Genomic DNA, 24369 nt, shown 5'->3' on the forward strand with positions numbered 1-24369 from the left:
TGATATATCACCCATACAATTTTTATTAACATAACCTATCATTATCAATAGTTAACGATGCTAAAAATTTCGTTATGGGGTAATTAAAACTATTAGCTTGATAGGGATGTGGATTTACCCCAGGTTGTGAAACCCCATCCACAGTCACACTATTTACGATAAATGTCGTTCCAATTGGGATCGGATCTTGAAAAATAACGTTCGTTGCAAGTACATTTCCTGTATTTTGAATTGTTACCGTGTACGTAAGAACGTCGTTAACCGTTGCAAAAGCTTTATCCACTGTTTTTCTCGTTGCTATATCAGCTATATTAATTGTCGTAACTACAGTATTACTTGTCGCTTGCCCTGAAACTGGTTGTTGACCAGGCACTGGAGTAAAGGTAAATGTTACACTCGCACGGTTTGGAATTGGATTGACAAGAGGGTTCGATGTTACTCGAACTTGAAAGCGCACTACAGTCGTTTGCGATGCATTAATACTTCCAAGATTAATACTACTTGCTGGATTCGCTCCTGGACGCGCTACTCCATTTACCGTAACGCTATTTGCGACAAATGTTGTTCCAGCAGGGATACTATCAACAAAAATAACATTGTTCGCAGTGACGTTTCCATTATTTGTGACATTAACTGTGTACGTTAATACATCATTAAGCGTTGCCGTCTGTAAATCTACAGATTTCTGCATACTTATAGTTGCTTGATTCACTGTCGTTTGTACTGTGTTTGAAGAAGACGTACTTGTAATAGGAGGACTACCAACGAAGGGACGGAATTGATATGACACCATTGCACGATTTAAAATAGGATTGGGATTCGGGAATGATGTTATTCGAACTTGAAATGTAACAATTCTTTGCGTGTTATTTGGGATTGTGCCTAAATTAATTCCATTAGCAGGGTTTGCATTCGGCTGTGTTACTCCCCCTACCGTAACACTACCTGCAACAAACGCCGTTCCGCTCGGAATACTATCACGTAATACAACGTTTTCTGCACTTCCTGTTCCTGTATTTGGGACCGTAATTGTATAAGTGAGAGTATCCCCTACCCCCGCGACTGTTCTATTAACTGATTTAACAGGATTAATAATTGGACCTGTTGCATCAATTTGAACACCAAAACCAGCTGCAGCGTATCCATCTCCATTTGTAACAAATCGAACCGTTGCTGATGTTTGACTGTTTACTAAAGATGAGGAGGCATCTACATTCGTAATATCCCACCCCTGTCTTCGGACGGCCAAAGCTACCCCTAACGGCTGATTCAAATCTCCAAACGTGCCGCTCGTATCTAAATTTCCACTGTCATTACAAATTTGTGACTGAAAGAAATTATTCGCAGGATTTCTCGGTCCGAATAATGCAACTGTAGCATTTGCATTCGGCCCAAAGCGAAGTTGATCTCCAACAATGTTAGAATCACCTTCTTGAGCAGTTACGAGCACTCTTCCTGTAACAGCTCCTGTTGCCGGCGTAGCAAAACCTGAAATTGTAGCATCAACTGGCGGGGATGAAGCATCGATAATTTCTTGACCTGCATATACTGACAAATTTCGAAGTGGTAAACTTGCATTTTGATACACAACCTCAAGCGTCCATCCAGCTGAACGACTGATTGTTGGGTCGGCTGAAGTTCTTGCAGCTGGCACAGCACCCGTTGTATATGTGCCTGCCCCACCTGCACTAACAAGATTCGTTACATTGGCAGAGCGAGCATAATAAAACTGATTTCCTACTGAACCTTGCTGCGCGGTAGCAGGATCTGGCGTAACAGAAAACGTCCCTGCTGGCGTTGTAAATGTAATGTTATCATTTAAAAATGGTAACACATCTTCCGTATCAGTCCGGAAAGTACCAGCCCAAACTAATTCTGCATATAATACACTGCTTCCCGCTGGAAGATTTAAAATTGCACTTGAAGAATTCAATTGCCATTCATCTGTTGTCCCTGCTGGGAACCCTGGTACTTGCAATGCTGTATTTACTGTCGTAAACACAGCAAGTGTACCAAAAATATTACCTGGTGCAGGTGATGTAGGGCTAAGTCCCAGCGTATTCCCAGTAAACGTGACGGCACCAGGTACTGTTGTCGTAAACCTATTTATAAAAGGCACACAATCATCTCATTTCAATTATAGTAAAAAGTGCTCTATACTATAAAATGTAGACAAACTATACAATGTACGTTGTCCAACAAAATTCCGCACATATGAGAGGGGTTTATAAAACTATGCGCTACGTTATCATAACAGGAACTTCACAAGGTTTAGGTGAGGCAATCGCTACGCAATTATTAGAAAAAAATACAACTGTCATCTCTATTTCTAGAAGAGAAAATAAAGAGCTTACGAAACTTGCAGAGCAATATAACAGCAATTGCATTTTTCATTCCCTAGATCTTCAAGATGTACATAACTTAGAAACTAACTTTAAAGAGATCATTTCATCTATTAAAAAAGACAATGTATCCTCTATTCATTTAATTAATAATGCGGGTACAGTTGCACCTATGAAGCCAATCGAAAAAGCTGAAAGCGAACAATTCATTACGAACGTTCACATTAATTTACTTGCACCTATGATTCTTACATCTACATTTATGAAACATACGAAAGACTGGAAAGTAGATAAACGCGTTATTAACATTTCATCTGGTGCAGGAAAAAATCCTTACTTTGGCTGGGGCGCTTATTGTACAACGAAAGCTGGTGTAAATATGTTTACACAGTGCGTAGCAACTGAAGAAGCAGAAAAAGAATATCCAGTAAAAATCGTCGCTTTTGCACCTGGCGTTGTTGATACTAATATGCAATCACAAATTCGTGAAACAAATAAAGAAGATTTCATAAACTTGGACCGCTTCATTGCATTAAAAGAAGAAGGAAAACTATTATCACCTGAATATGTTGCGAAAGCTATTCGTAACTTACTAGAAACTGAGGACTTCCCTCAAGGCGAGATTATTAGAATTGATGAATAACAAAAAGGTGTGCTAAAATAGCACACCTTTTTGTTTTACTTCTCTAAAAATATAAGCACAGACTCCGCAATTTTCTCATAACCAATTTCTTGATAAATTTTATTCGATATCGGATTCGCTAAATCAGTATATAACGTAGTCGTCTTATACCCTTCATCTAACATACGTTGACTAAGTGCTGCTACACACTTAGATGCGTATCCCTTTTTCCTTGCTTCTTTCGGCGTATATACAAAATTAACTGTTATATTATTTTTAGTTGGTCTCGTTTTTGCAGCTACAGAAACGAGTTTCCCATCCACTTCCAAACCAAACAGTCGATTTGTAGTTATTAATGTATACGCAGTTTGTTTTGCTTCTTCTTTCGTAGTAGGAAGCTTTACGTCTTCACAAAATTGATATATCCACTGTTCTATTAATGGTAATTCATCATTATTTACCGCTCGAAAAAGTCCATTCGCATTACACTTCTTCTTTACTCTGTTCAACTCATACACACCTTGCTCCATTGCAACATGCGTTTTTTTATTTTCTAATACTGCAATCTCTTCCGCTAATTTCTGTACAATTTTCTTATTACCGATCAATCCAGGAATATCCGGATATACTTTCGTTAATTCTTTTGCAAGTTCCTCAATAGTTACTCCCGCAATTTCAGAAGTTGCAACAATAATTTGTTTCTTCTCTTCTGTTTGCAGAAATACAACCGCAATTTCTTCTCCTTGTTTCGCTATCCCCATAAATGTTGGTTGTTGGACCATTTGTAATACACCTAATATGAGATTGTTTTCCTGCTCATTCTTTTCTAGAAATGGTGTAACATCTTCTTTAAAATGAAAAATCTCTTCATATACATGTAATTGAATCATCGACAATCTCTTCTCTCTATTTATATTTTAATTAAGTATTGGCGATTAATTCATTAAATCCCTCTTTTACGATTCAATAATATTCAAAGCTAATGTATTCAAAGCATTTTCAGCTTGTAAAATTCTCTGTTTTTCCTTTTCAAATACATCTTCTTCTTTTCGAAATGACTCTTGTCGATTTTTAATCATACGATTCATTTCTTTTTTACTCGGTCCACCGTATACATTTCTTTTTTGAATAAAAGCTTCTGGCGATATAATTTCTTTCCACTCTTTTTCTAATAAATTTATTTTAAAATGTTCTTGCAAGTACATATTTACCTCTTTGAAGTGTAATTCATGTAGTTCTTTTTTCTGCTCCAATAACATATTTGCAATAGCACTTGCTGCATGATGAGCATGCCGAAATGGAATTTCATAGTTTTTTGTTAAAACATCGGCGAAATCCGTTATCGTTATTGCATGTTTATAGGAACGACTTTTTAACGTTTCTTCTTCTACTTTCATCGTTCGGATCACTGCATTCATCATACAAAAAACACGAATTGCCTTTTCAATCCCTTTATATAAATATGGCTGCAAGTCATCTTCCGTATCGACAATATCACCAAATGGTGTATTATGAATCATTTGAAATACTGTAAATGCTTCTCCTAAAGCACTACTCGTAATTGCACGAGCGTGTTCAATTGAAACCGGATTTCGTTTTTGCGGCATAATACTACTGATTTGTACATATGGCTTTGCAACAGTAATACCGTCATATTCTTTCGTTGCTAACAACAAAAAGTCATGAATCCATCTACTCGTATTCGTCATCATTACCATAAGTAGCGAGCTAACTTCTAATAAATAATCCGCTCCAGCAACAGCATCATATGAGTTCTCAATTACATTTGTAAATCCAAGTAGATGAGCAACTCGTTCTCGTTTAATCGGGAAACTTGTTGTAGAGAGTGCAGCTGCCCCCATTGGAGACTGATTTAAAAGCTGGTACGTTTTTTTCATTCGTTCTAAATCTCTTTGCATCGTATCATAAATTGCTAACGTATAATGACCAAATGTTGTTGGCTGTGCTGGTTGTGTATGTGTATAAGCTGGCATGATCGTTTCCTTATGATCAACGGCAAGTTGCAGTACACTTTCTTGCAATAACAAATGATGTTCTATTAATCGTAATACATATCGCCTTAAACTCATGCGATACATCGTTACGCCCATATCATTTCTACTTCTACCAATATGCATATTACTTACAAAATCGCATTTCGCTTCTTGAGAAATTAAATGTTCGACTAAAAAAAAGAGATCTTCATGCTGCTCTGTATAGAGCAATTGCTCTTCTGGAATTCCCTCTACCTTTTTTAATGCGTGTAATATAACTTTAGCTTCTTCCTTTTTCATTAAATTTTCTTCCGTCAGCATCGTAATATGTGCTTTATGCACTTGAAACATATCTTTCAATAAGTAATTTCTTTGAAAATGAAATACATGTTGTAATACACAATCCACATATGTTTTCCCAGGGAAATCAGCGCCTTCACTCTTTATAAACTCTTCTTTACTTTGTTTCATCACCTTTTCCCCTCTCACCTAAGTATTACTACCCATCATACCCAGAGATAGAAAAAAAGTGCTTGTACATAAAAATAAACTCAGTGCTCTCTGCACCGAGTTTATTTAATAAAAGTCGCATCATACTTATCACTTTGCAACACTTGGAAATGTAAGTTTGCTAAATGTTTCCGTATTTCTGCACTATCGTCTTCATTTAAATTATTCGCCAAAAACACAATCTCGGTACAATTTCCATGTTTATCCATAGCATAAACTGCTTTTGTAACCGTCCATGGTGTGTAACCATTCTTTTGCCCAGCATGTCTAAATGTTTTACGGTATTTCTTGGCACTCATGTCTGTTTCAACGATATTTGCCCACACTTTTTCTTCAGCTTCTGTCAAGCCACCTTTATGGTTTGCCTTTTGAAGTAATACCATATAATCATTTGCAGAAGCTGCTGGTAATCTATCTGACCAAATTTTGTCGTAACGTTCCTCTAAATAAAGCGGAATTTCCTTCTGTAATAATGGTCCCTTCTTCTTTAAGCGTTCATGAATAATCATCGCATATTCACGATATTGCTCTTGAGACATTTCTTTTAACTTTTTCTCTATTTTATATTTTGGAACATGTAATTCTTTATGCAAATATCCCGGGATATACAAAGATGAAACGATTGGAAATAGTGGTTGATGTGCAGGAAGTGATAAACTTTGTAAATTTCGATTGATGTTATCTAATCCTAACAATTCCATTAAGTATTCAGCATTTGCATTCGAACTAAACTTAACCATTCCTTTTGCCACTTCTTCTAAAGAAACCGCTCCTTCAGTTATCTTGCCCGTCTTCTCCAAATACTTTTGCCATCTATCTTGTGCACCACCATCTGTATTCGGCACATAATAGCGATTCACATCATTAATCGACACGAAACTAGAAGAATCAATTTTCCCTTCAGTAACTTGTTTCGTATATTCAAGCGCCACAATTAATTTCATCGTACTAGCAACTGGCAATACAACATTTGGGTTTACAGAATAAACAACTTTATCATTTCTCTTTACTAGAAGCGCACTATTTTTTTCATCTTTATGTTCTTCAATAAAAGATGCAATATACTGTGCATCATCATTATTTGAACTCCACACTTTTTTCACTAAAAAGTTACCCGATATTAGCAAAACAAAAATACCCACAATTACTGCGCATACTATAGTTTTTTTCAAGTAAAATTCCTCTCCTATTGTGTAACTCTTCTCTATTTATCATTTAAAAACAAAATAATGGAGATGGTCATTTAAATAACCATCTCCATTATTTTAACTTGTATGCTCCTATTATGTCTACGTCATAAATTTCACAAAATCCTCAAGAAACTTTTTATAATGTAACGACCAACCAATTCGCACCCAATTTTTTAATGCTTTTGCATCAGGTTGAGGCCGAAAATCAGCAATACTCTCTCCTTTTGCAATTCCAACTGTATCTACATCGACACGACGATATACATAATCTAAAATGGATGGATTTGCCGCAACCATCATTGTAACGACGTCATGTACTGGACTACCTGTTATTTTCGGGTTTAACTTTTTATATGCTTTATAATAATACGTAAATATCGGCTCGATTAACTTATTAAAACTCGTTTTAGAGTGTTTCGTAATATATTTTACCATTTCCGGTGTAATAATTGCTTCAGATGTAACGTTAAGTGGCACTAATGTCACATTTTTGGCATTTTGCATAACTAATTGTGACGCAATGGGATCACCATGAAAATTCGCCTCTGCGACTGGTGTTACATTGCCAGGCATTAAGAAAGCACCGCCCATTATATAATATTCTTTCACATACTTCATCATCGGCTTTTCTAAAATAAATGCTGTCGCTAATGTTGTTGATCTACCAGCATCGACTATTATTAATTCTCCTTTATATTTTTCAAGAAGATCAAAAAATGTACAAAAAGGCTTTATATTTGGTGAAAAAGTTTTTGGAGGTTTAATTGGCCCTAAACCGTCTGTCCCATGAATTTCTGGATAATACGTCGTAATATCTCCGGATAAAGGAATTTTCGCACCATTAATAACAGGTATATCTTCCCGTCCTGCCATTTGCAATAAATATGCGGCATTACTTGTCGCCTTTTCTTGTGTTACATTTCCATATCCCGTTACTACACCAACAATATCAATATCAGGATGCAACAATCCATACATAATTGCTAAAGAGTCATCAATTCCTGGGTCTCCTAAAAATAACACTTTTTTCATCGACCTCAACTCCATCCCCTCAGTTGTTATTAATTTATGAATAACCGTGGATATACAGAATAAAAAAAGAACAAATTCATATGAAAAAACGCAGTCTTCTAAGGACTACGTTTTTTCAGCTAACCTATACTGTTTTTTTTACAGCACTCATACTTCCAATAACATAAGCGATAAACGCAAAACAAATTGGGAAGACAACTGTATGTATACCGAACGGATTTGGATAGAAAAGATGAATACACATATATGAGCCTACCCCAACTAAAATAGACGCAAGCGCTCCTGTAGCATTTCCTTTCCTCCAATATAACCCTAATACGATTGGCCAAATGAATGCTGCTTCTAATCCACCGAAAGAAAATAAATTTAGCCATATTAAAAAATCTGGGGGTTTAATCGCCGCTGCATAAACGAGTAGTCCTACAATACCAGTAATCCATAAACTTCCTTTTTTTATCGTACTGTCTGCTGCATCTTTATTTATGTAATTTACGTATATATCTTTAATAATTGACGAGCTTACAAGTAATAATAAAGAGTTTACTGTAGACATAATCGCTGCCATCGGTGCAGCTAAGAAAACTCCAGCTAACCAAGGAGGTAACACTTCCATCGCAAGTAGCGGCATTACTTTATCTGGTACCGTTATACCTGGAAGTACTACTCTTGCAAATACACCAGTTAAATGCATACCGATCATAATTGTGCCAACGACAACGGTTCCAATTATTAAAGCTTGATGCATCGCTTTTGAATTTTTATAAGACATGGCACGCACGCTAATTTGCGGTAAGCCGACAACGCCAATTCCAATTAAAATCCAAAATGATGTAACATATGATTTCGTTAAACTGCCATCTGCTCCGAATGGTGTAATTAACTTTGGATTAATTTGAACAAGTTCCTGCATAATCTTTTCAATTCCACCACCAGCAATGACAGTAGCAATTAAAATGATTGTCGTTCCAACTAACATAATGATTCCTAATAATGTATCTGATAGAGCAACTGCACGAAATCCACCAATTAATACGTACACAAGTACAGAAAAAGTAAATAAAAATAGTGCTGTTGTATACGATAGACCCGTTAGTGACTCGATTAATCGTCCCCCGCCGACCCACTGGGCTACTGTCGCTGAAAATAAAAAGATAATAATACATAACGCAGAAAGTATAACAACTGCTTTATTATTGTATCTCCCTTTTAAATAATCGATAAGAGTAATTGCTTCCATCTTCCTAGCGATAATTGCAAACTTTTTACCGATAACCGTTAAAACGATATAGCCTGTTACAACTTGAATCGCAGATAACAGTACCCATCCAAGCCCCATATTGTAAGCAATACCAGGGCCACCAATAAAACTACTTGCACTACCGTACGTAGCAATCATTGTCATCGCTAATAATAAACCGCCTAGCTCACGCCCACCAAGAAAATATTCTTGTAAAAATTTATTATGAGCAGTTGCTTGCACACGTTTTGAAGCATATACACCAATTAAAAATACAACGATAAACGAAATTATCATTGGAATGATTACATACCAATTCATCTATTATTCCTCACTTTTTTCTTCCTCATCGAGTGAAATATCTTGAAATACAAAACGAACAACTAAACTAAGTAAAATAACCATAACGATAAATCCAACGATACAGCTATAAAAAAACCATGCGGGAAAACCTAATACATATGTATATTCATTCGGATTTTTACTACCAAGCCCATAAGCAAATCCGTACCATATTATAAAATTAATAATAGCAAGTCCAAGACCAATTAACGCTTCTCTATGGGCTATTCGAAAGCGTGGATCATCATGATAATCTTTCATTTTTCCCCCTCCTCTCACGATGTATTATTGTACCATTGTTCTTCTAGTTTTTCCTACTAGAAAGCAAAAACAAGCAGGATTTTTTATAATCATATAGAAGCTTCTCTTACATTACATATTTTTTACAATTGTAACACAAATGAAATTTGAATTTTCAGTATTTCTTAATTATGATTTTAATTAGAGGCTTTCCATCTAGTTTCCACATCCTTGATTTCGGAATAAACGCCGTCTCGTACTGCGTTTACATTATATTTTCAAGGGGGTTATACAATGAGTCAACTAGCTGTAAATCTTCATGAAAAGGTAGAAAAGTTTCTTCAAGGTACAAAAAAGTTATATGTGAATGGATCTTTCATTGAAAGCGCTTCCGGAAAAACATTTAAAACACCTAACCCAGCAACTGGTGAAACACTTGCCGTCGTTTCTGAAGCTGGTCGCGAAGATATTCATAAAGCTGTAGTCGCAGCTCGTATGGCTTTTGACGAAGGTCCTTGGTCTCGTATGAGCACTGCTGAGCGAAGCCGTCTCATGTACAAGTTAGCTGATTTAATGGATGAACATAAAGAAGAGCTTGCACAGCTCGAAACATTAGATAACGGAAAGCCAATCCGTGAAACAATGGCAGCAGACATACCACTTGCAATTGAGCATATGCGCTATTACGCTGGTTGGGCTACGAAAATCGTTGGTCAAACAATTCCTGTTTCCGGTGATTACTTTAACTATACACGCCATGAAGCTGTTGGTGTCGTTGGTCAAATTATCCCTTGGAACTTCCCGCTTCTTATGGCAATGTGGAAAATGGGAGCAGCGCTTGCTACAGGATGTACAATCGTTTTAAAACCTGCAGAACAAACTCCACTATCTGCTCTATACTTAGCTGAATTAATTGAAGAAGCTGGATTCCCGAAAGGTGTTATTAATATCGTACCTGGATTCGGTGAATCGGCTGGACAAGCTCTCGTTAATCATCCACTCGTTGACAAAATTGCATTTACCGGTTCTACTCCTGTCGGTAAACAAATTATGCGACAAGCATCCGAAACATTAAAACGCGTTACACTTGAATTAGGCGGTAAATCACCAAATATCATATTGCCAGATGCTGATTTATCTCGCGCGATTCCTGGTGCACTTTCTGGTGTTATGTTTAACCAAGGACAAGTATGCTCTGCTGGATCACGCTTATTTGTTCCGAAGAAAATGTATGATAATGTCATGGCTGATCTCGTCCTCTATTCTAAAAAACTAAATCAAGGTGTCGGTCTTAACCCTGAAACAACAATTGGCCCTCTCGTTTCCGAAGAACAACAAAAACGTGTAATGGGCTACATTGAAAAAGGGATTGAAGAAGGCGCTGAAGTACTTTGCGGAGGAAGTAATCCATTCGATCAAGGCTACTTCGTTTCTCCTACAGTATTCGCTGACGTAAATGATGAAATGACGATCGCAAAAGAAGAAATTTTCGGTCCAGTTATTTCTGCAATACCGTTTAACGATATTGACGAAGTAATTGAACGTGCAAATAAATCACAATTCGGCTTAGCGGCTGGTGTGTGGACAGAAAATGTTAAAACAGCACACTATGTTGCAAGTAAAGTACGTGCAGGTACAGTATGGGTAAACTGTTATAACGTCTTTGATGCAGCATCTCCATTTGGAGGATTTAAACAATCTGGTCTTGGCCGTGAAATGGGATCTTACGCATTAAATAACTATACAGAAGTAAAGAGCGTTTGGCTTAACTTAAATTAATGAGAAAGAACCTGACCTACCTGGTCAGGTTCTTTTCATTATGTATTCCTTTAAACTTGCAGTCCTCCGCTCACATTTAATACTTCACCTGTAATATAAGATGCGTATTCTGATGCTAAAAAGGCTGCTGCGTTCGCAATATCTTCTGGCGTTCCAATTCTACCAACTGGAATAGCGCCAACCATCTTTTCTTTCACTTTATCTGGTATCGTTTTGGTCATATCTGTATCCATAAACCCCGGACAAATCGCATTACAAGTAATACCGAAACTTCCAACTTCTTTCGCTGCTGTTTTCGTTAATCCTACAACTCCTGCCTTTGTAGCCGCATAATTTGCTTGACCTATGTTTCCTTCTCTACTAATTGAAGATATATTAATAATGCGTCCATACCCTTGTTGTCTCATGTAAAGAAGCGCGGGTTGCATACAATAAAAAACTCCAGTTAAATTCACTTGTAATACTTGTTCCCAGGCAGACTTCTCCATTTTATGTAACATTGCGTCTCTTGTAATTCCAGCATTATTCACCAAAATATGTAACGTACCAAATTTTTGAACCGCATATTCAATTAACGACTTTGCTTCATTTTGATTACTCACATCACATCGATATGAGCACACTTCATATCCTTCATCTGATAACTCGTGTGTCGTTTTTTGTAGATTCTCTTCATTTACATCGCTAATTAATACTTTCGCCCCTAGTTTTGCATAAACCCTTGCAATCTCTTTTCCAATTCCCTGTGCAGCTCCTGTTACAACAGCTGTTTTCCCATTTAAAAACTCCATTCCTATCCCCCATTTCTATTACTTATACTGTATATTTCGGCTCCTTGCTTTCCAATTCCTCTTTGTATAAAAAAGTCTATTTGTGTCAAACTAACTTTGCAACGTCGCATAAACGCAAGGAGATTGTGTCGAATGAACAAAAAGAATTTCAAACAAAGCAAAGCAACGGATGGCATTGATGTTGAGTTCTCTCGCGAACTCGCTGACCACAATGACTTAGAAGCAAACGCACGTGCAAATGCCGCTGATGCACGTCAAAAGCGCCAATCAACCGAAAAATAAGGTACATCACAACCTTATTCTTTTCAAAAGGGACCTACTACCCAACAAAATAAACCGAGAGACATCTCTCGGTTTATTTTCTATATTTTTTTGCATAATGAGCCAAAGTAAGCAACGGATATATATGAGCATAACTATGATAACGAATATAAAACCCACCTGGTAAACCTGTTCCAGTAGGATATTTTTCATTTATATAAGAGTTGGAGAGCAAATATGAAATACCTTTTCGAATAACTGGCGTTTCTTTATCATAGTAAGAAATGAGGGCATCTAACGCCCATGCTGTTTGGGATGGTGTACTAAATGGCAAAGTAACAAATCTTTTTTCCACACTACTTTGGCAAGATTCTCCCCAGCCACCATCTTCATGCTGTATATGTTCAAGCCATAAAGCTGCTCGTTTCACTGATGGATCGCTAGATGGTATTCCTAGTGACCGTAAACCAGTCAACACTGCCCACGTACCATATATATAACAAATTCCCCATTTCCCATACCACGATCCATTTTCCTCTTGTACATTCATTAACCAATTTATCGCACTTTGTTTTTGTTTCTCGGGCAATTCATTTTGCGTATACGTTCCGAAAAATTCTAATACTCTTCCTGTAATATCTGGTGTAGAAGGATCTGTAATCATATCACTTGCATTTTCGATTGGTAAATTTGCTAATATACGGCTCGTTACCCCTTTTTCAAAAGCCCCCCAACCACCATCATTATTTTGCAATCCTTTAACCCAATTAACCGCTCGCTTCCAAGCAGTGTCTACATTTTCGTTCCCTCTACTTCGCGCCAATGCTCTTAACGCAGCAGTTGTATCATCAATATCTGGAATCGTCGTATTCACATCCGAAAAGCCCCAACCACCTGGGAAGAGATCCGGTGCATGTACACTCCAATCTACTTTCTTTGTTTGCTGTTTTCTTAGTAAATACGCTGATGCATTTTGAATCACTTTACTTGCTTTCGGAACTTGAGCTTCTTGCAAAGCATAACTGAGTAAAGCTGTATCCCATATAGTTGACGGAGAGTTTTGCAAATGGCTCCCTCTCTCCATCTTCCATATATAAGATGTGATTCCCATTATAGCCTTCTGAATAATTGGTGAGTGAATAGAATGTCCTAATGCAAGTAAAGCATAAATCATATAAAACGAGGCAGTTGCGTAACTATATAATGTTCCATTTTCATCAATACGCTCTTTCATAAAACGTTCTACTTCCTCATATCCTTTATGATGCAAAGAAAGTGGATACGTTATAATTTTCTTCACGTCACTTACTAACGTTTGAAAAACTGGAGACCGATCCTCCCGAAACCATTCTCCGCCCCCGCCTGCAATATGATTTAAATTTGGCAATAACTTTTTCCCTACTCGAAATCTTTTATTTAAACACAACATCATCGGAATTAAATGAATACGTGCTGAGCTACTCAGTTCAAAAATACTGAGAGGGGAATCATTCTGCAGAAACATAATTGGTGTTGGCAAATGAAAGAGAGAAGGATATTCATATTCTCCATGAATCGCTAATAAAAACTTCGTCATAAAATGAGCACGCGCTACCCCACCGCGCTCATTTATAAACATTTCCGCTCGCTTCATATTCGCATCTTCTTTTGTATATTTTTCCGATGCAAGTAAGGCAGCATAAGATTGAATTGTAGCAGATAAATTACCACCCATTTCATCTTCATACAATTTCCATGTTCCTTCATTTGTTTGAAGTGATGCTAATCTTTTTACAAACGGTTCTATCTCTTTATCTCTACCTAATAATTTTAATAAAAAAATCATATGACAATCTGTTAGTGGCGCTCCTTCAAAACAAAACTGCCACGTACCATCTTGCCGTTGCATTGTTTGAAGTGCAGTTGTTCTTCTCGCTATTTCTTCATGCACTTTTTCATATAATAACAAGTTACTCACCCACCCTTTCGAAATCCGTATAACGATATTCAAAAAGGTAGCTGAATATGTATAAAAACAAAGAAAAGCAGAACATATAAAATGTTCCGCTCATAAACAATATCCTACTCCGACAATAATCCCTAATAAAGCACCAACTACTACTTCATACGGTGTATGCCCAACAAGTTCATTTAACTTCTTATATTCTGTTTGTCTACCGTGAAAAAACTCATTCAATATTTTTGCTTGTTTACTTACTGCAAGCCTTACTCCTGAAGCATCATACATAACAATAATGGCAAAAATAGTAGCAACCGCAAACATCGAGCTTTCCACACCTTCTACTACCCCAACTCCTGTAGCAAGTGCTGTAACAGTTGAAGCATGAGAACTCGGCATCCCACCTGAAGCGAAAAACTTTGCAAAATCAAATTCACCCGTTTTGACTAATTTAAAGACTACTTTCGTTAATTGTGCTAAAAACCATGAAATTACAGCGGCCATAAGCGGATCATTATGTAAAATTGTTTCCACGTTCTCAGCTCCCTACTAGCTATGATGGAAATCCTATATAGTATCAGTATAAAGAAAAATGCGTAGAAAATACTACGCATTATGATACTTTTGCTGATTTATTTTTTATAAATTTCGGTTGTTTCTGCACTAAAAACTTTGTCTTCGCTACCGAGAATACAAATAAAGCAACCCATATACAGAAAAATGCAATCATATGTGTAGATGTGAAATGTTCACCAAATACAAATACACCTAAAATTAAGCTAATTGTTGGCGCAATATATTGTAAAAATCCCACCATATAAAGCGGAATAAGTTGTGCTCCTTTTGCAAAATAAAATAGTGGTAATGCCGTTACAATACCTGCTCCTATTAAAAGTAACGTTGATAACATTGAAATAGATCCAAATGAGCCGAAACCATGTGCTCCTGTCATAACAAGATAAATGATTGCAAACGGCGTCACTAACATCGTTTCCATCGTAAGTCCAATTGTGGCATCATAGTTTAACAGTTTTTTCGTTAATCCGTATAATCCAAATGAAAAGGCAAGTGAAAGAGAAACCCACGGAATAGATCCGAAACGTACTGTTAAAATGACAACCCCTACTCCTGCTAAACCAACTGCAACATATTGCCAAAAGTTTAACTTTTCCTTTAAAACGACTGTACCAAGTAAAATACTAATAAGCGGATTAATATAATAGCCAAGACTCGCTTCAATAACATGATTATGATTAACGGCCCATATGTAAACAAACCAGTTTCCGCTAATCAAGACTGAAGCTATTGTTAATGACATTAATAATTTAGGTCGTTTAAAAAGATTCACAAATTCCCCAATAAACTGGCGAAACCTCTTCGTAACACCTAATACAAGTAACATAAAAACAAATGCCCAAACGATGCGGTGTGCTAATATTTCATCTGCTGGAACTTCCTCAACCCATTTCCAATAAATCGGTAGAATTCCCCACATCGTATAAGCACCAGCCGCATATAGTATCCCTTTTTTTTGCTCTGCTGATTGACTCCCCATCTTCCTTTTTCTCCTCTTCTCATTTTTTCTCCATTATACGGTCTCACATGCTCACTTTACCAATAATCAATCTGCATTTCTTTCGACATTTCTCATACAACGAATAATAAACATACCGTTATTACAACAAGTAACGGTATGCCGAAAACAAATTTCTTTTTATGAGTTTTATGATGAAACATATACATACCGATCCAAGCTCCAACTGCTCCCCCAGCTGCCGCTGATAAAAACAGCGTACTTTCTGGCGTTCTCCACTGTTTCTTCTTTGCTTTTCGTTTATCAAGCCCCATAAGGCTAAAAGCTATAACGTTAATAATAAGAAAATAAATCCATTTCATCGCTTTCTCTCCTTATGAAAAATTCGCTTAATGGTAACACGAAAAAACGCCGGAAACAACTGAAGAACTCTTTTTATCAAACTAGGTTCATTCCTTTTTCTTAATTAGTTACCTTCATATTTACAAAACCAACTAAAATCGCAATTAAAGCATTTAAATAGAAAAATGTTATGAGCAGAATCTTATATTTCATTACATTCACCCACTACCATATCATCAAAAAAACTGCTCTCAATCACTTTCTCCTCAAAATGAAGAACTACAATTAGCCCTACATATAAAGAAACCAAATTTAGAAACCATTCCCCATTCTCATCTTTCTTAGCTAAGCATTTAAATATCTCTTGAAATTGCATACGCTCGTCTGCAGCAATAATCGGACGTACACCAAAATATTTCAATACAAGATTCAGCTTCAGCTGTACGGATAATGATAAAATATATTTTAATAGCTTCGTGTACTCTGCACTATCTTTTTGACTATACAACTTCACAAGCTTTGGATGTAAATTCGAAATCGATAATTCCTCGTCAGTCACTCTAGTTACTTCTATCGTTTCAATCATCTTTTTCATATCCATCACATTCACCCCTTCTGAAAAAATTCTAAAGCCAAAGAGTACTTAATTCAAAATGTACAACAATTGTGCGTTTCTCGTCTCTCGTTCTTCCTCACTGACTAAATCATACTTTTTTAGGAGGTGAAAAACATCATTTAATAATTTCTGCGAATGAATACCTTGCAAAAAACTCTTTAACTCTTTAAAGATCCCTTCAGGTAAAAAATTCTTTTGACTTTCAAGCTTATTCATCACATCTTCAATAGAATGATCAATGTTACATGCCATACTAAACTTCCCCCTCTATCCTCTATAAATAATATCCTCAGCTAACGATGTAAACACTTCTCCAACAAGAGAATCTTCATCATATACAGATGAACCATTATTTTCTTCACGTTTCGCAAAAGGTATTTTGGCAATTACTTCTGTTTGCAATTGTTCTGCAAGCATTTCGCCGCCGCCTTTTCCGAAGAGATAATTTTTCGATCCATCTTGTTCTTCATAATAAGCCATATTTTCCACAATACCTAAAATCTCATGCTTCGTATGTTTTGCCATTACACCAACTCTTGAAGCAACGAATGAAGCTATATTGTGCGGAGTTGTAACAATTATTTCTTTCGCTTGCGGAATCATCGCTGCAACATCTCCTGTACCTGGTGGTAAATCAAGTAATAAATAATCTAATTCTCCCCAGTGCGTATTCGCAAGGAAATTTTGAATCCATTTATTTAGCATCGGTCCGCGCCACATCACTGGGTTATTTCCTTCTGTAAAGAATCCCATCGACATGATTTTAACACCGTGACTAATGACTGGAATTGCCGTTTGATCAATCATCGTTGGTTTCTTATTCGTTTCCATCATAGCCGGAATACTAAAACCATATATATCTGCATCTAATATCCCCACTTTTTTGCCCATACGAGCTAGTGCAGTTGCAAGATTAATTGTCACCGTTGATTTTCCAACTCCGCCTTTTCCGCTCGTTACAGTAATAAAACGTACTCCTGAATCCGGGCGAAGCATGCTCGGCATACCAGTTTCTGTTCTAGTATTTCGCTTTAACTTCTCTGTTAAAGCTGCACGTTCTTCTTGTGTCATAGAACCAAATGTTACCTCCACTTTAGAGGCACCAATTGCGTGAAGCGATTCTTCAATATCTTGTTGAATTTTTGCTTTTAACGGACAACCTTGGATTGTTAGTACTACTTCAAGTTTAACCTCTGTTCCGTTCATTTGTATATTTCTAACCATATTTAATTCTACAACACTTTTGTGTAACTCTGGATCCTCTACATGTTTTAATGCATTCATTATTTGTTCTTGAGTAAGCATAGAACTCATCCCTTCTCTTATTCTAATTTATATACAACATTTTCTTGGCACTTCATCTGGTGAAAAAGCTTATTATCCCCCGCTAACGGGTGGGATTAATGCGACTATATCTCCGGCTTTTATCATCTCTTCATTCATTACAAACTCTTCATTAACAGCCACCATCACTTTATCCAGCGATTGTAAACAATAGCTGGCTTTGAGCCATTCTTTTAATTGCTGCACTGTCATTTCTTGCTTTTCTGAAATTACTAATCGATCCGATCCAACTTCCTCACGCAAATTTGCAAACAGTAAAATTGTAATCATTTTCTCATTCTTCCTTCTTTGGTTTTCCTTCTGGATAAGGTGTGTTTTCAAGTTGATCTCCAACCCACATCGTTCCATCTTCCCAAAATTCTTTTTTCCAAATTGGAACGATTCGTTTTATACGTTCAATCGCGTACTCATTCGCTTCATAAGCTACTTTACGATGCGGTGATGAAACTGCAATGACTACCGCAATATCCATTATTTCTAGCCGCCCTACACGGTGCGTAATTGCTACTTTTGCATCCAGCCATCTTTCACTAATTTCTTCACCAATTCTCATAAGTTGTTTTACTGCCATCGGTTTATATGCTTCATACTCTAAATGTAGCGTTCGTTTTCCTTTTGTTAATTCTCTCACCGTACCAATAAATGTTGTAATCGCACCTGCTTCCCTTCTTGCGACTTTATTCGTTACTTCTTCAACTAAAATCGGTTTATCTACAATCTCAAATAGCACTTGTCCCATTAAAACCACCTCTCACTTTATGAAATGTCCAAGGCCATTCACTACCTTCGTTATCTTCTAATAAAAGAACATCGACAAACATATCTTTTTTATATCCTCTTGTCCCGCCCGGCAATACGATAAACGCGTTGGATTCTGCCAATGAAGAAACTGAGCTAGATTTATCAAACCCTGATGGATAAGCGATTAATTTCCCCTCATCATATTGCAATTTTGCTCGTACAAATCTTGTAAATGGATTCGGTTTTAGAAAATCTTCTCCTAATAACGCTTTTTCTCTTTTTAAATGTACTTTTTCACTAAACATATACGTCCGAATACACGGTCTTACGAATAATTCAAACCCTACGTAACAAGCTGATGGATTCCCTGATAAACCAAATAATAACTTGCCATTTAATTGTGCTACAGTCGTAACACTTCCTGGTCGCATTGCAACTTTATTAAAAAGAACAGATGCACCTAACTTTTCGTAAATAGCTGGTAAATAATCATAATCTCCTACTGATACACCGCCCGTTGTAATTAACATATCTACTTGGCCAAGCGCTTCTTTCACAGCTGTAAAACACGTATTAAAATCATCACTAAACTTCCCAAAATATTTTACTCTTCCGCCCGCTCTTCGAATTTGAGACAATATCATGTACATATTACTGTTTCGGATTTTCCCTGGCTGTAATGAGTCATTGACATCCAGTAATTCACTCCCAGTCGCTAACAGTCCAATTACAGGCTTTCTCGCAACTGGTACTTCACTATAACCGAATGTAGCAAGAAGAGCTGAAATACCTGGATTAATGTACGATCCCTTCTTTGCAAGAACTGTTCCTTTACGAGCATCTTCACCTTGAAAAGAAATATTGTCGCCCGTTTTGAATAATCGCTTCACTTCCATATAATTGTTGCCATTCTTCTCATATTGACGAGTCAGCTCTAACATAACAACCGCATCACACCCATTCGGAATTTGTGCTCCTGTCATAATTCGAACTGCTTGAAATGGACCTACTTTCTCATGGAATAGCGATCCTGCACCAATTTCACCCACTACTTCAAATACAATTGGCGTTTCATAACTTGCTAAATTAGTATCTTCTGCTCGAATAGCAAATCCGTCATACGGCGAACGATTAAATGACGGTACATCATGTTCAGCTACTAAATCCTCTGCTAATATACGTCCATAAGCTAATTCAATTGGTAATAGCTCCTTTAAGCCCTTATCAGCAAATCCCATCACTTTACGAACAGCTTCTTCAACCGTAATTGGCACTCTTCTTTCCATTGTTGACACCCTCTCTATTAACCGAATACGCGATAATATAGTTGTTTCGCTTTCGAAATATCATTTGTACCATGAATAAAAACACGACCATCCCGAAAAAAAACGATGCGGTAATCATCGAATTGGCAAGATAGTAAATACGGATTCCGATCTACTTTTCCCAGTTTTTTTAATACTTTTTCTATATCATCAAAATTGTATTTCCTATTGTCTACTGTTCTAATTTGAACTGTATTTCTTCCGCACAAAACAGCTGCTTTCGTTTGATTTTCGTATGATAAATAAGGATAAGTTCGATTCAAACCGCATGAGAGACAAGCGTCTGTTTTTATTTTCCCTAATTTTATAAAATGATTTTGATTACTCCATATATCAAACATGAAAAATGTTTTTCTAATTGCTGAGAAATCTTCCACTAAAATTTTGAGCGCTTCTGCCACTTGATATGCTGCGACGATTTGAACAGTCGGGCTAATAATCCCAGCGGTATCACACGTCACACCTGTAACAGGGATATTTTTCAGCATACAATGTAAACACGGTGTCTCTTGCGGAATAATTATATAACTCATACCATATGATCCAACGCAAGAACCATATACCCACGGAATATTATGTTTTTGTGATAAATCATTTATTACAAATCGAATATCAAAATTATCTGTTGCATCAATGATTACATCTACATTTTTTAATAGACCTTCCATATTTTCTGGAGTTGCATCCATTACGAAAGCATGTATTTGTACTTCCGAATTAATTTGTTCTAGCCGATTTTTTGCAGCAATTGCTTTCGGCATTTTCTCTCTCGCATCTTGTTCAGAGTACAATTGTTGCCTTTGTAAATTACTCCATTCAACGTAGTCACGATCAATAATCGTCAACTTGCCAACACCTGCACGTACGAAACTTTCGGCACTTGCACTTCCTAATGCGCCTGCCCCTACAATTAACACATGTTTATTTCGAATTTTTTCTTGTCCTTTACTCCCAATTGGTTTGAACAACTGTTGTCGTGAATACCGATCAGCCATTACATACCCTTCCTCTCAAGAACTCTATTTCATATTAGAATGTTGTTTCTGATAACAAGCAAAGTAAGCAAAACCAACAAACCCAGCTCCTCCAATTACATTTCCGATAAAAACAGGAACAAAATTTTTAGCCAGATCCATCCACGTTAGATGACCAGCAAAAATAACAGCGGAAATGACAAACATATTTGCTACTACTTGCTGAAATCCAATCACTACAAATGCCATAATTGGAATCCAAATTCCGATGATTTTCCCGACAAAATCACTCGTCCCGTAAGCGAGCCAAAGAGCAAGACAAACGAGCCAATTACAACCAATTGCTAAAATCAAAGTTCTCCCAAATGATTCATGTAACTTCCCTTCCGCTATCGCTACCGTTTTATTTAAATACTCTCCCTCTGTTAATCCGCCAAGATGTCCAAAGCAATACGCAACGAAAATTGCCCCAATAAAGTTCATGAGAGTAATCCAAACCCAGTTATTCAGTACACTTATCAATGTAATTTTCTTTGCATAAAGCGCCATAGACAGTGACATCATATTTCCCGTAATTAATTCTCCTCCTGCTAATACTACGAGCATGAGTCCAACAGGAAATACTGCTCCTCCTAAAACATTCACTAGACTTCCCCAGCGCTCAGGTAAATTCCCTAAAACTCGAATGTTAAGTAAAAAACCTATCGCAATAAACGCTCCTCCTAAAAAACCGAGAATAAGCATCGCTGGCAATGTCTGTCTTACTTTTTGAACACCGGCCTCAATGACAAGCTCAGCAATTTGTTCCGGCTTATGAAATGCCATTACCCATTCCTCCATTTTCTCTAAATAAAAAAGCAGCTTCAAAAAACCTTCTCAAAATAAAGGTTTTTGAATGCTGCTTAATTTCTCTGCACATCTTTTACAGAGATATCAATCATCACTTTTACTATAAAATAGAAAATCCACAACTCTTGTAAATTTTCCATTTTTCACTATGACGCTAGCTTTATATATTAACCACCGATATGTGACATTTCAATTTTAGGTATTGTTTTCTTATTTGTATGATTTAAGCGTTCATCTGAATAACGATCTTCCCTATTATTCCATATATCGCGTACTACATCTGTAATGTCCTCATCTGTATGTTCAGAACGAAGCAATTCTCTTAAATCACTTCCTTATAGAAGCAAATAAGCAAGTATATAATTTTCCTTCTGCAGAAATACGAGCTCTCGTACATGATGAGCAAAAAGAATCTGTTACTGATGAAATAATACCTATTTCCTCATCGCTTCCTATATAATGATACCTAGTAGCCACTTCACCAGAATAATTTGCTTCTATCCGTTCTAACGGCATAACTTGATGAATCGTATCTACTATTTCTTGTTTAGAGACGACCTCTTTTAAATCCCAACCATTATAATTTCCAACATCCATATACTCAATAAAACGAAGAATATGCTTATTTTCCTTAAAATATTGCGCCATCTGCAAAATGTCCTGTTCGTTTTTTCCCTTTTGAACGACCATGTTTATTTTAATTTTCATTCCAACTTCAGCTGCAGCCTGTATTCCTTCCAGAACCCTTTGCACTTTGCTCCTATTACCATTTAAATAGAAAAACCGCTCTTCTTCTAAGGAATCTAAGCTAACTGTTACACGTGATAGTCCCGCCTTATATAAATCAGGAGCAAACTTTTTAAGTAACGATCCATTGGTTGTTAAACCGATATCTTCTACACCATCAATTTTATTAAGGCGCTCAATAAGCTTTGGAAGCCCTCTTCGAAGTAACGGTTCTCCGCCTGTAATCCGTAATTTTCTCACACCTAAAGAAACGAAAATACGTGTTATCCTTTCAATTTCATCAAAAGATAAAATTTTATCATTAGACAAAAACGAGTAATCAGGACCAAATATTTCTTCTGGCATACAATATCGGCAGCGAAAATTACAGCGATCAGTAACTGAAATACGTAAATCCTTTAACGGACGTTGCAACTTGTCTAATGTAACTGATTTCATCTTCATTGCCTCACTTTTATTTTATATTTAAAACACGTTCTGGATGGGTATATACATTTAAGGAGTGATTACGAATAAATCCTATTGTCGTAATACCTAAATCTTCCGCTAGTTGCAAAGCTAACTCAGTTGGAGCTGATTTTGATAGTATAATTTCACAACCGATTTTTGCAACTTTCAATAATATTTCCGAAGAAATACGACCACTAAAAACAATGATTTTATCTTTTATAGAAATATCGTTTCTTAAACAATAACCGTAAATTTTGTCTAGTGCATTATGCCTACCAATATCCATTCGGCTTAAAATAATACCATTCACATCACATAAAGTTGCATTATGAACCCCACCAGTACGATGAAACGTATCCGCAGATTGCTGCATTTCTTTCATTAACCGAAAACAATCATCGGCAGCAACCTGTACATGGACACCCTTCATTTTTTTTGCACTTAGTGCATCATTTGCAAAAACAAACCCTTGCCTACTCATACCACAACAAGACGTAATATAGCGTTTATTTTGCATTTGTTCATAATACGGATTTACTTTTGTCGTTGTTACATGCACAAATCCTTCTTTCTCCTGCACCCATACACTATCAATATCTTCATACTTCCGAATGATTCCTTCAGACGCTAAGAAGCCTATTACCATATCTTCTATATATTCTGGAGTACTAACCATTGTAACAAACTCCTGTCCGTTCATTTTAATGGTAACAGGAAACTCTGTTACAATGCTGTCCTCTATATGTTTAAATGCTCCTTGTTCATAACGAAAGATTTCTCTTTCTACCTGTATCGGTTTCACGATCAGTATCCTTCTCTCACGTTATATTTTTATCAAAAACAAATACAGAAACTGCAATATCTTCTTCTACTTTCATATCTGAAAACAAATTCACTAATTTCGCTCCAACAAGTTCCTCCAAATGTTCACGGGAATTCGCAGCATACACTTCTTGAATCATTTTCGTTCTAGCCATATGAACCATTTCCGCACCGTCCATCGTACTTGAAATAAATTTTTCAGTAGGTGTTAAGTTTCCATAAAGAGTCGCTATAGCCCATGCCCATCAACTTAAGAGTGAGCACAACCTGAGCTTTCGACTCATCGGATCAAAACATTCCTAAAATAAAAGCATACTCTTAAAAATAAGCATCTCAAATAAACCCT

23 protein-coding genes and 3 pseudogenes are annotated in these 24369 nt (G+C 36.6%); 3 read left to right on the top strand and 23 right to left on the bottom strand.

What is annotated here, in order from left to right; genetic code table 11:
* Positions 1-109 precede the first annotated feature (109 nt).
* Positions 110-2119: pseudogene (locus MR168_RS23640) on the bottom strand (hypothetical protein); the annotation flags it as partial.
* A 116-nt stretch (positions 2120-2235) separates the two neighbouring features.
* Here MR168_RS23640 and MR168_RS23645 point away from each other — a divergent pair.
* Complete coding sequence (locus MR168_RS23645; protein ID WP_001271056.1) at positions 2236-2985, top strand: (S)-benzoin forming benzil reductase; 750 nt, start codon at positions 2236-2238, stop codon at positions 2983-2985.
* A 35-nt stretch (positions 2986-3020) separates the two neighbouring features.
* Here the strand turns inward: MR168_RS23645 and MR168_RS23650 are convergent, their stop codons facing one another.
* The 6 genes from MR168_RS23650 to MR168_RS23675 all read right to left on the bottom strand — a co-directional run bounded on the left by MR168_RS23650 (position 3021) and on the right by MR168_RS23675 (position 9530).
* The gene (locus MR168_RS23650) at positions 3021-3854 is read right to left on the bottom strand and encodes a GNAT family N-acetyltransferase (RefSeq protein WP_000615382.1); all 834 of its coding nucleotides are present in this window, start codon (positions 3852-3854) and stop codon (positions 3021-3023) included.
* 66 nt (positions 3855-3920) lie between these two features.
* A complete protein-coding gene (gene argH, locus MR168_RS23655; protein WP_025708950.1) occupies positions 3921-5429 on the bottom strand; it encodes an argininosuccinate lyase in 1509 nt (502 codons plus the stop codon).
* A gap of 101 nt (positions 5430-5530) precedes the next feature.
* Positions 5531-6640, bottom strand: coding sequence for a serine hydrolase (locus tag MR168_RS23660; protein WP_000751365.1), 1110 nt, complete (start codon positions 6638-6640; stop codon positions 5531-5533).
* A gap of 117 nt (positions 6641-6757) precedes the next feature.
* A complete protein-coding gene (locus tag MR168_RS23665; protein WP_000756457.1) occupies positions 6758-7690 on the bottom strand; it encodes a nucleoside hydrolase in 933 nt (310 codons plus the stop codon).
* A gap of 124 nt (positions 7691-7814) precedes the next feature.
* Entirely contained in the window at positions 7815-9248 is a 1434-nt protein-coding gene (panF, locus tag MR168_RS23670; RefSeq protein ID WP_001104812.1) for a sodium/pantothenate symporter, read from the bottom strand.
* Between the two features lie 3 nt (positions 9249-9251).
* On the bottom strand, positions 9252-9530 hold the full coding sequence (locus MR168_RS23675) for a YhdT family protein (RefSeq protein WP_000656239.1): 279 nt from the start codon (positions 9528-9530) through the stop codon (positions 9252-9254).
* Positions 9531-9803: 273 nt separating this feature from the next.
* On the opposite strand from MR168_RS23675, the gene dhaS reads away from it, so the two are divergent.
* A complete protein-coding gene (gene dhaS, locus MR168_RS23680; RefSeq protein ID WP_000080274.1) occupies positions 9804-11288 on the top strand; it encodes an aldehyde dehydrogenase DhaS in 1485 nt (494 codons plus the stop codon).
* Positions 11289-11338: 50 nt separating this feature from the next.
* Here the strand turns inward: dhaS and fabG are convergent, their stop codons facing one another.
* The gene (gene fabG / locus MR168_RS23685) at positions 11339-12079 is read right to left on the bottom strand and encodes a 3-oxoacyl-ACP reductase FabG (RefSeq protein WP_025708953.1); all 741 of its coding nucleotides are present in this window, start codon (positions 12077-12079) and stop codon (positions 11339-11341) included.
* A 132-nt stretch (positions 12080-12211) separates the two neighbouring features.
* On the opposite strand from fabG, the gene MR168_RS23690 reads away from it, so the two are divergent.
* The gene (locus MR168_RS23690; RefSeq protein ID WP_001035815.1) at positions 12212-12361 is read left to right on the top strand and encodes a YfhD family protein; all 150 of its coding nucleotides are present in this window, start codon (positions 12212-12214) and stop codon (positions 12359-12361) included.
* Between the two features lie 73 nt (positions 12362-12434).
* On the opposite strand, the gene MR168_RS23695 is transcribed toward MR168_RS23690, so the two are convergent.
* The 15 genes and pseudogenes from MR168_RS23695 to MR168_RS23765 form a co-directional block, all read right to left on the bottom strand.
* A complete protein-coding gene (locus MR168_RS23695; protein ID WP_049106831.1) occupies positions 12435-14288 on the bottom strand; it encodes a terpene cyclase/mutase family protein in 1854 nt (617 codons plus the stop codon).
* A 99-nt stretch (positions 14289-14387) separates the two neighbouring features.
* Positions 14388-14813 carry a divergent PAP2 family protein gene (locus MR168_RS23700; protein ID WP_000447822.1) on the bottom strand — a complete coding sequence of 142 codons (426 nt, stop codon included), beginning with the start codon at positions 14811-14813 and terminating at the stop codon, positions 14388-14390.
* A 79-nt stretch (positions 14814-14892) separates the two neighbouring features.
* The gene (gene rarD / locus MR168_RS23705) at positions 14893-15834 is read right to left on the bottom strand and encodes an EamA family transporter RarD (RefSeq protein ID WP_000535541.1); all 942 of its coding nucleotides are present in this window, start codon (positions 15832-15834) and stop codon (positions 14893-14895) included.
* Between the two features lie 92 nt (positions 15835-15926).
* Positions 15927-16175 carry a DUF1294 domain-containing protein gene (locus tag MR168_RS23710; protein WP_000871349.1) on the bottom strand — a complete coding sequence of 83 codons (249 nt, stop codon included), beginning with the start codon at positions 16173-16175 and terminating at the stop codon, positions 15927-15929.
* 182 nt (positions 16176-16357) lie between these two features.
* Positions 16358-16756, bottom strand: coding sequence for a hypothetical protein (locus MR168_RS23715; RefSeq protein WP_044306928.1), 399 nt, complete (start codon positions 16754-16756; stop codon positions 16358-16360).
* 42 nt (positions 16757-16798) lie between these two features.
* Positions 16799-17023 carry a hypothetical protein gene (locus MR168_RS23720; RefSeq protein WP_000752375.1) on the bottom strand — a complete coding sequence of 75 codons (225 nt, stop codon included), beginning with the start codon at positions 17021-17023 and terminating at the stop codon, positions 16799-16801.
* 15 nt (positions 17024-17038) lie between these two features.
* The gene (locus tag MR168_RS23725; protein WP_242291532.1) at positions 17039-18076 is read right to left on the bottom strand and encodes a P-loop NTPase; all 1038 of its coding nucleotides are present in this window, start codon (positions 18074-18076) and stop codon (positions 17039-17041) included.
* A 72-nt stretch (positions 18077-18148) separates the two neighbouring features.
* Positions 18149-18385 carry a molybdopterin converting factor subunit 1 gene (gene moaD / locus MR168_RS23730; protein WP_000628500.1) on the bottom strand — a complete coding sequence of 79 codons (237 nt, stop codon included), beginning with the start codon at positions 18383-18385 and terminating at the stop codon, positions 18149-18151.
* A 4-nt stretch (positions 18386-18389) separates the two neighbouring features.
* A complete protein-coding gene (gene moaE / locus MR168_RS23735) occupies positions 18390-18854 on the bottom strand; it encodes a molybdopterin synthase catalytic subunit MoaE (protein WP_000531881.1) in 465 nt (154 codons plus the stop codon).
* Positions 18835-20142 (bottom strand): molybdopterin molybdotransferase MoeA, encoded by a 1308-nt coding sequence (locus MR168_RS23740; RefSeq protein ID WP_086412202.1) that lies wholly within the window; start codon positions 20140-20142, stop codon positions 18835-18837. Before MR168_RS23740 ends, moaE begins: the two co-directional genes overlap by 20 nt.
* A gap of 17 nt (positions 20143-20159) precedes the next feature.
* Positions 20160-21176 carry a molybdopterin-synthase adenylyltransferase MoeB gene (locus MR168_RS23745; RefSeq protein ID WP_086412201.1) on the bottom strand — a complete coding sequence of 339 codons (1017 nt, stop codon included), beginning with the start codon at positions 21174-21176 and terminating at the stop codon, positions 20160-20162.
* Positions 21177-21200: 24 nt separating this feature from the next.
* Positions 21201-21980, bottom strand: coding sequence for a formate channel (locus tag MR168_RS23750; protein WP_000863998.1), 780 nt, complete (start codon positions 21978-21980; stop codon positions 21201-21203).
* Positions 21981-22171: 191 nt separating this feature from the next.
* A pseudogene (moaA, locus tag MR168_RS23755) lies at positions 22172-23189 on the bottom strand (GTP 3',8-cyclase MoaA).
* Between the two features lie 16 nt (positions 23190-23205).
* Entirely contained in the window at positions 23206-24003 is a 798-nt protein-coding gene (gene fdhD / locus MR168_RS23760; protein WP_046392944.1) for a formate dehydrogenase accessory sulfurtransferase FdhD, read from the bottom strand.
* A gap of 16 nt (positions 24004-24019) precedes the next feature.
* Positions 24020-24259 (bottom strand): annotated as a pseudogene (locus MR168_RS23765) (Na-translocating system protein MpsC family protein); the annotation flags it as partial.
* Between the last annotated feature and the right edge of the window lie 110 nt (positions 24260-24369).

Origin of the sequence: Bacillus cereus group sp. BfR-BA-01356 (assembly GCF_022663635.1) — a bacterium.
Lineage (GTDB): Bacteria > Bacillota > Bacilli > Bacillales > Bacillaceae_G > Bacillus_A > Bacillus_A cereus.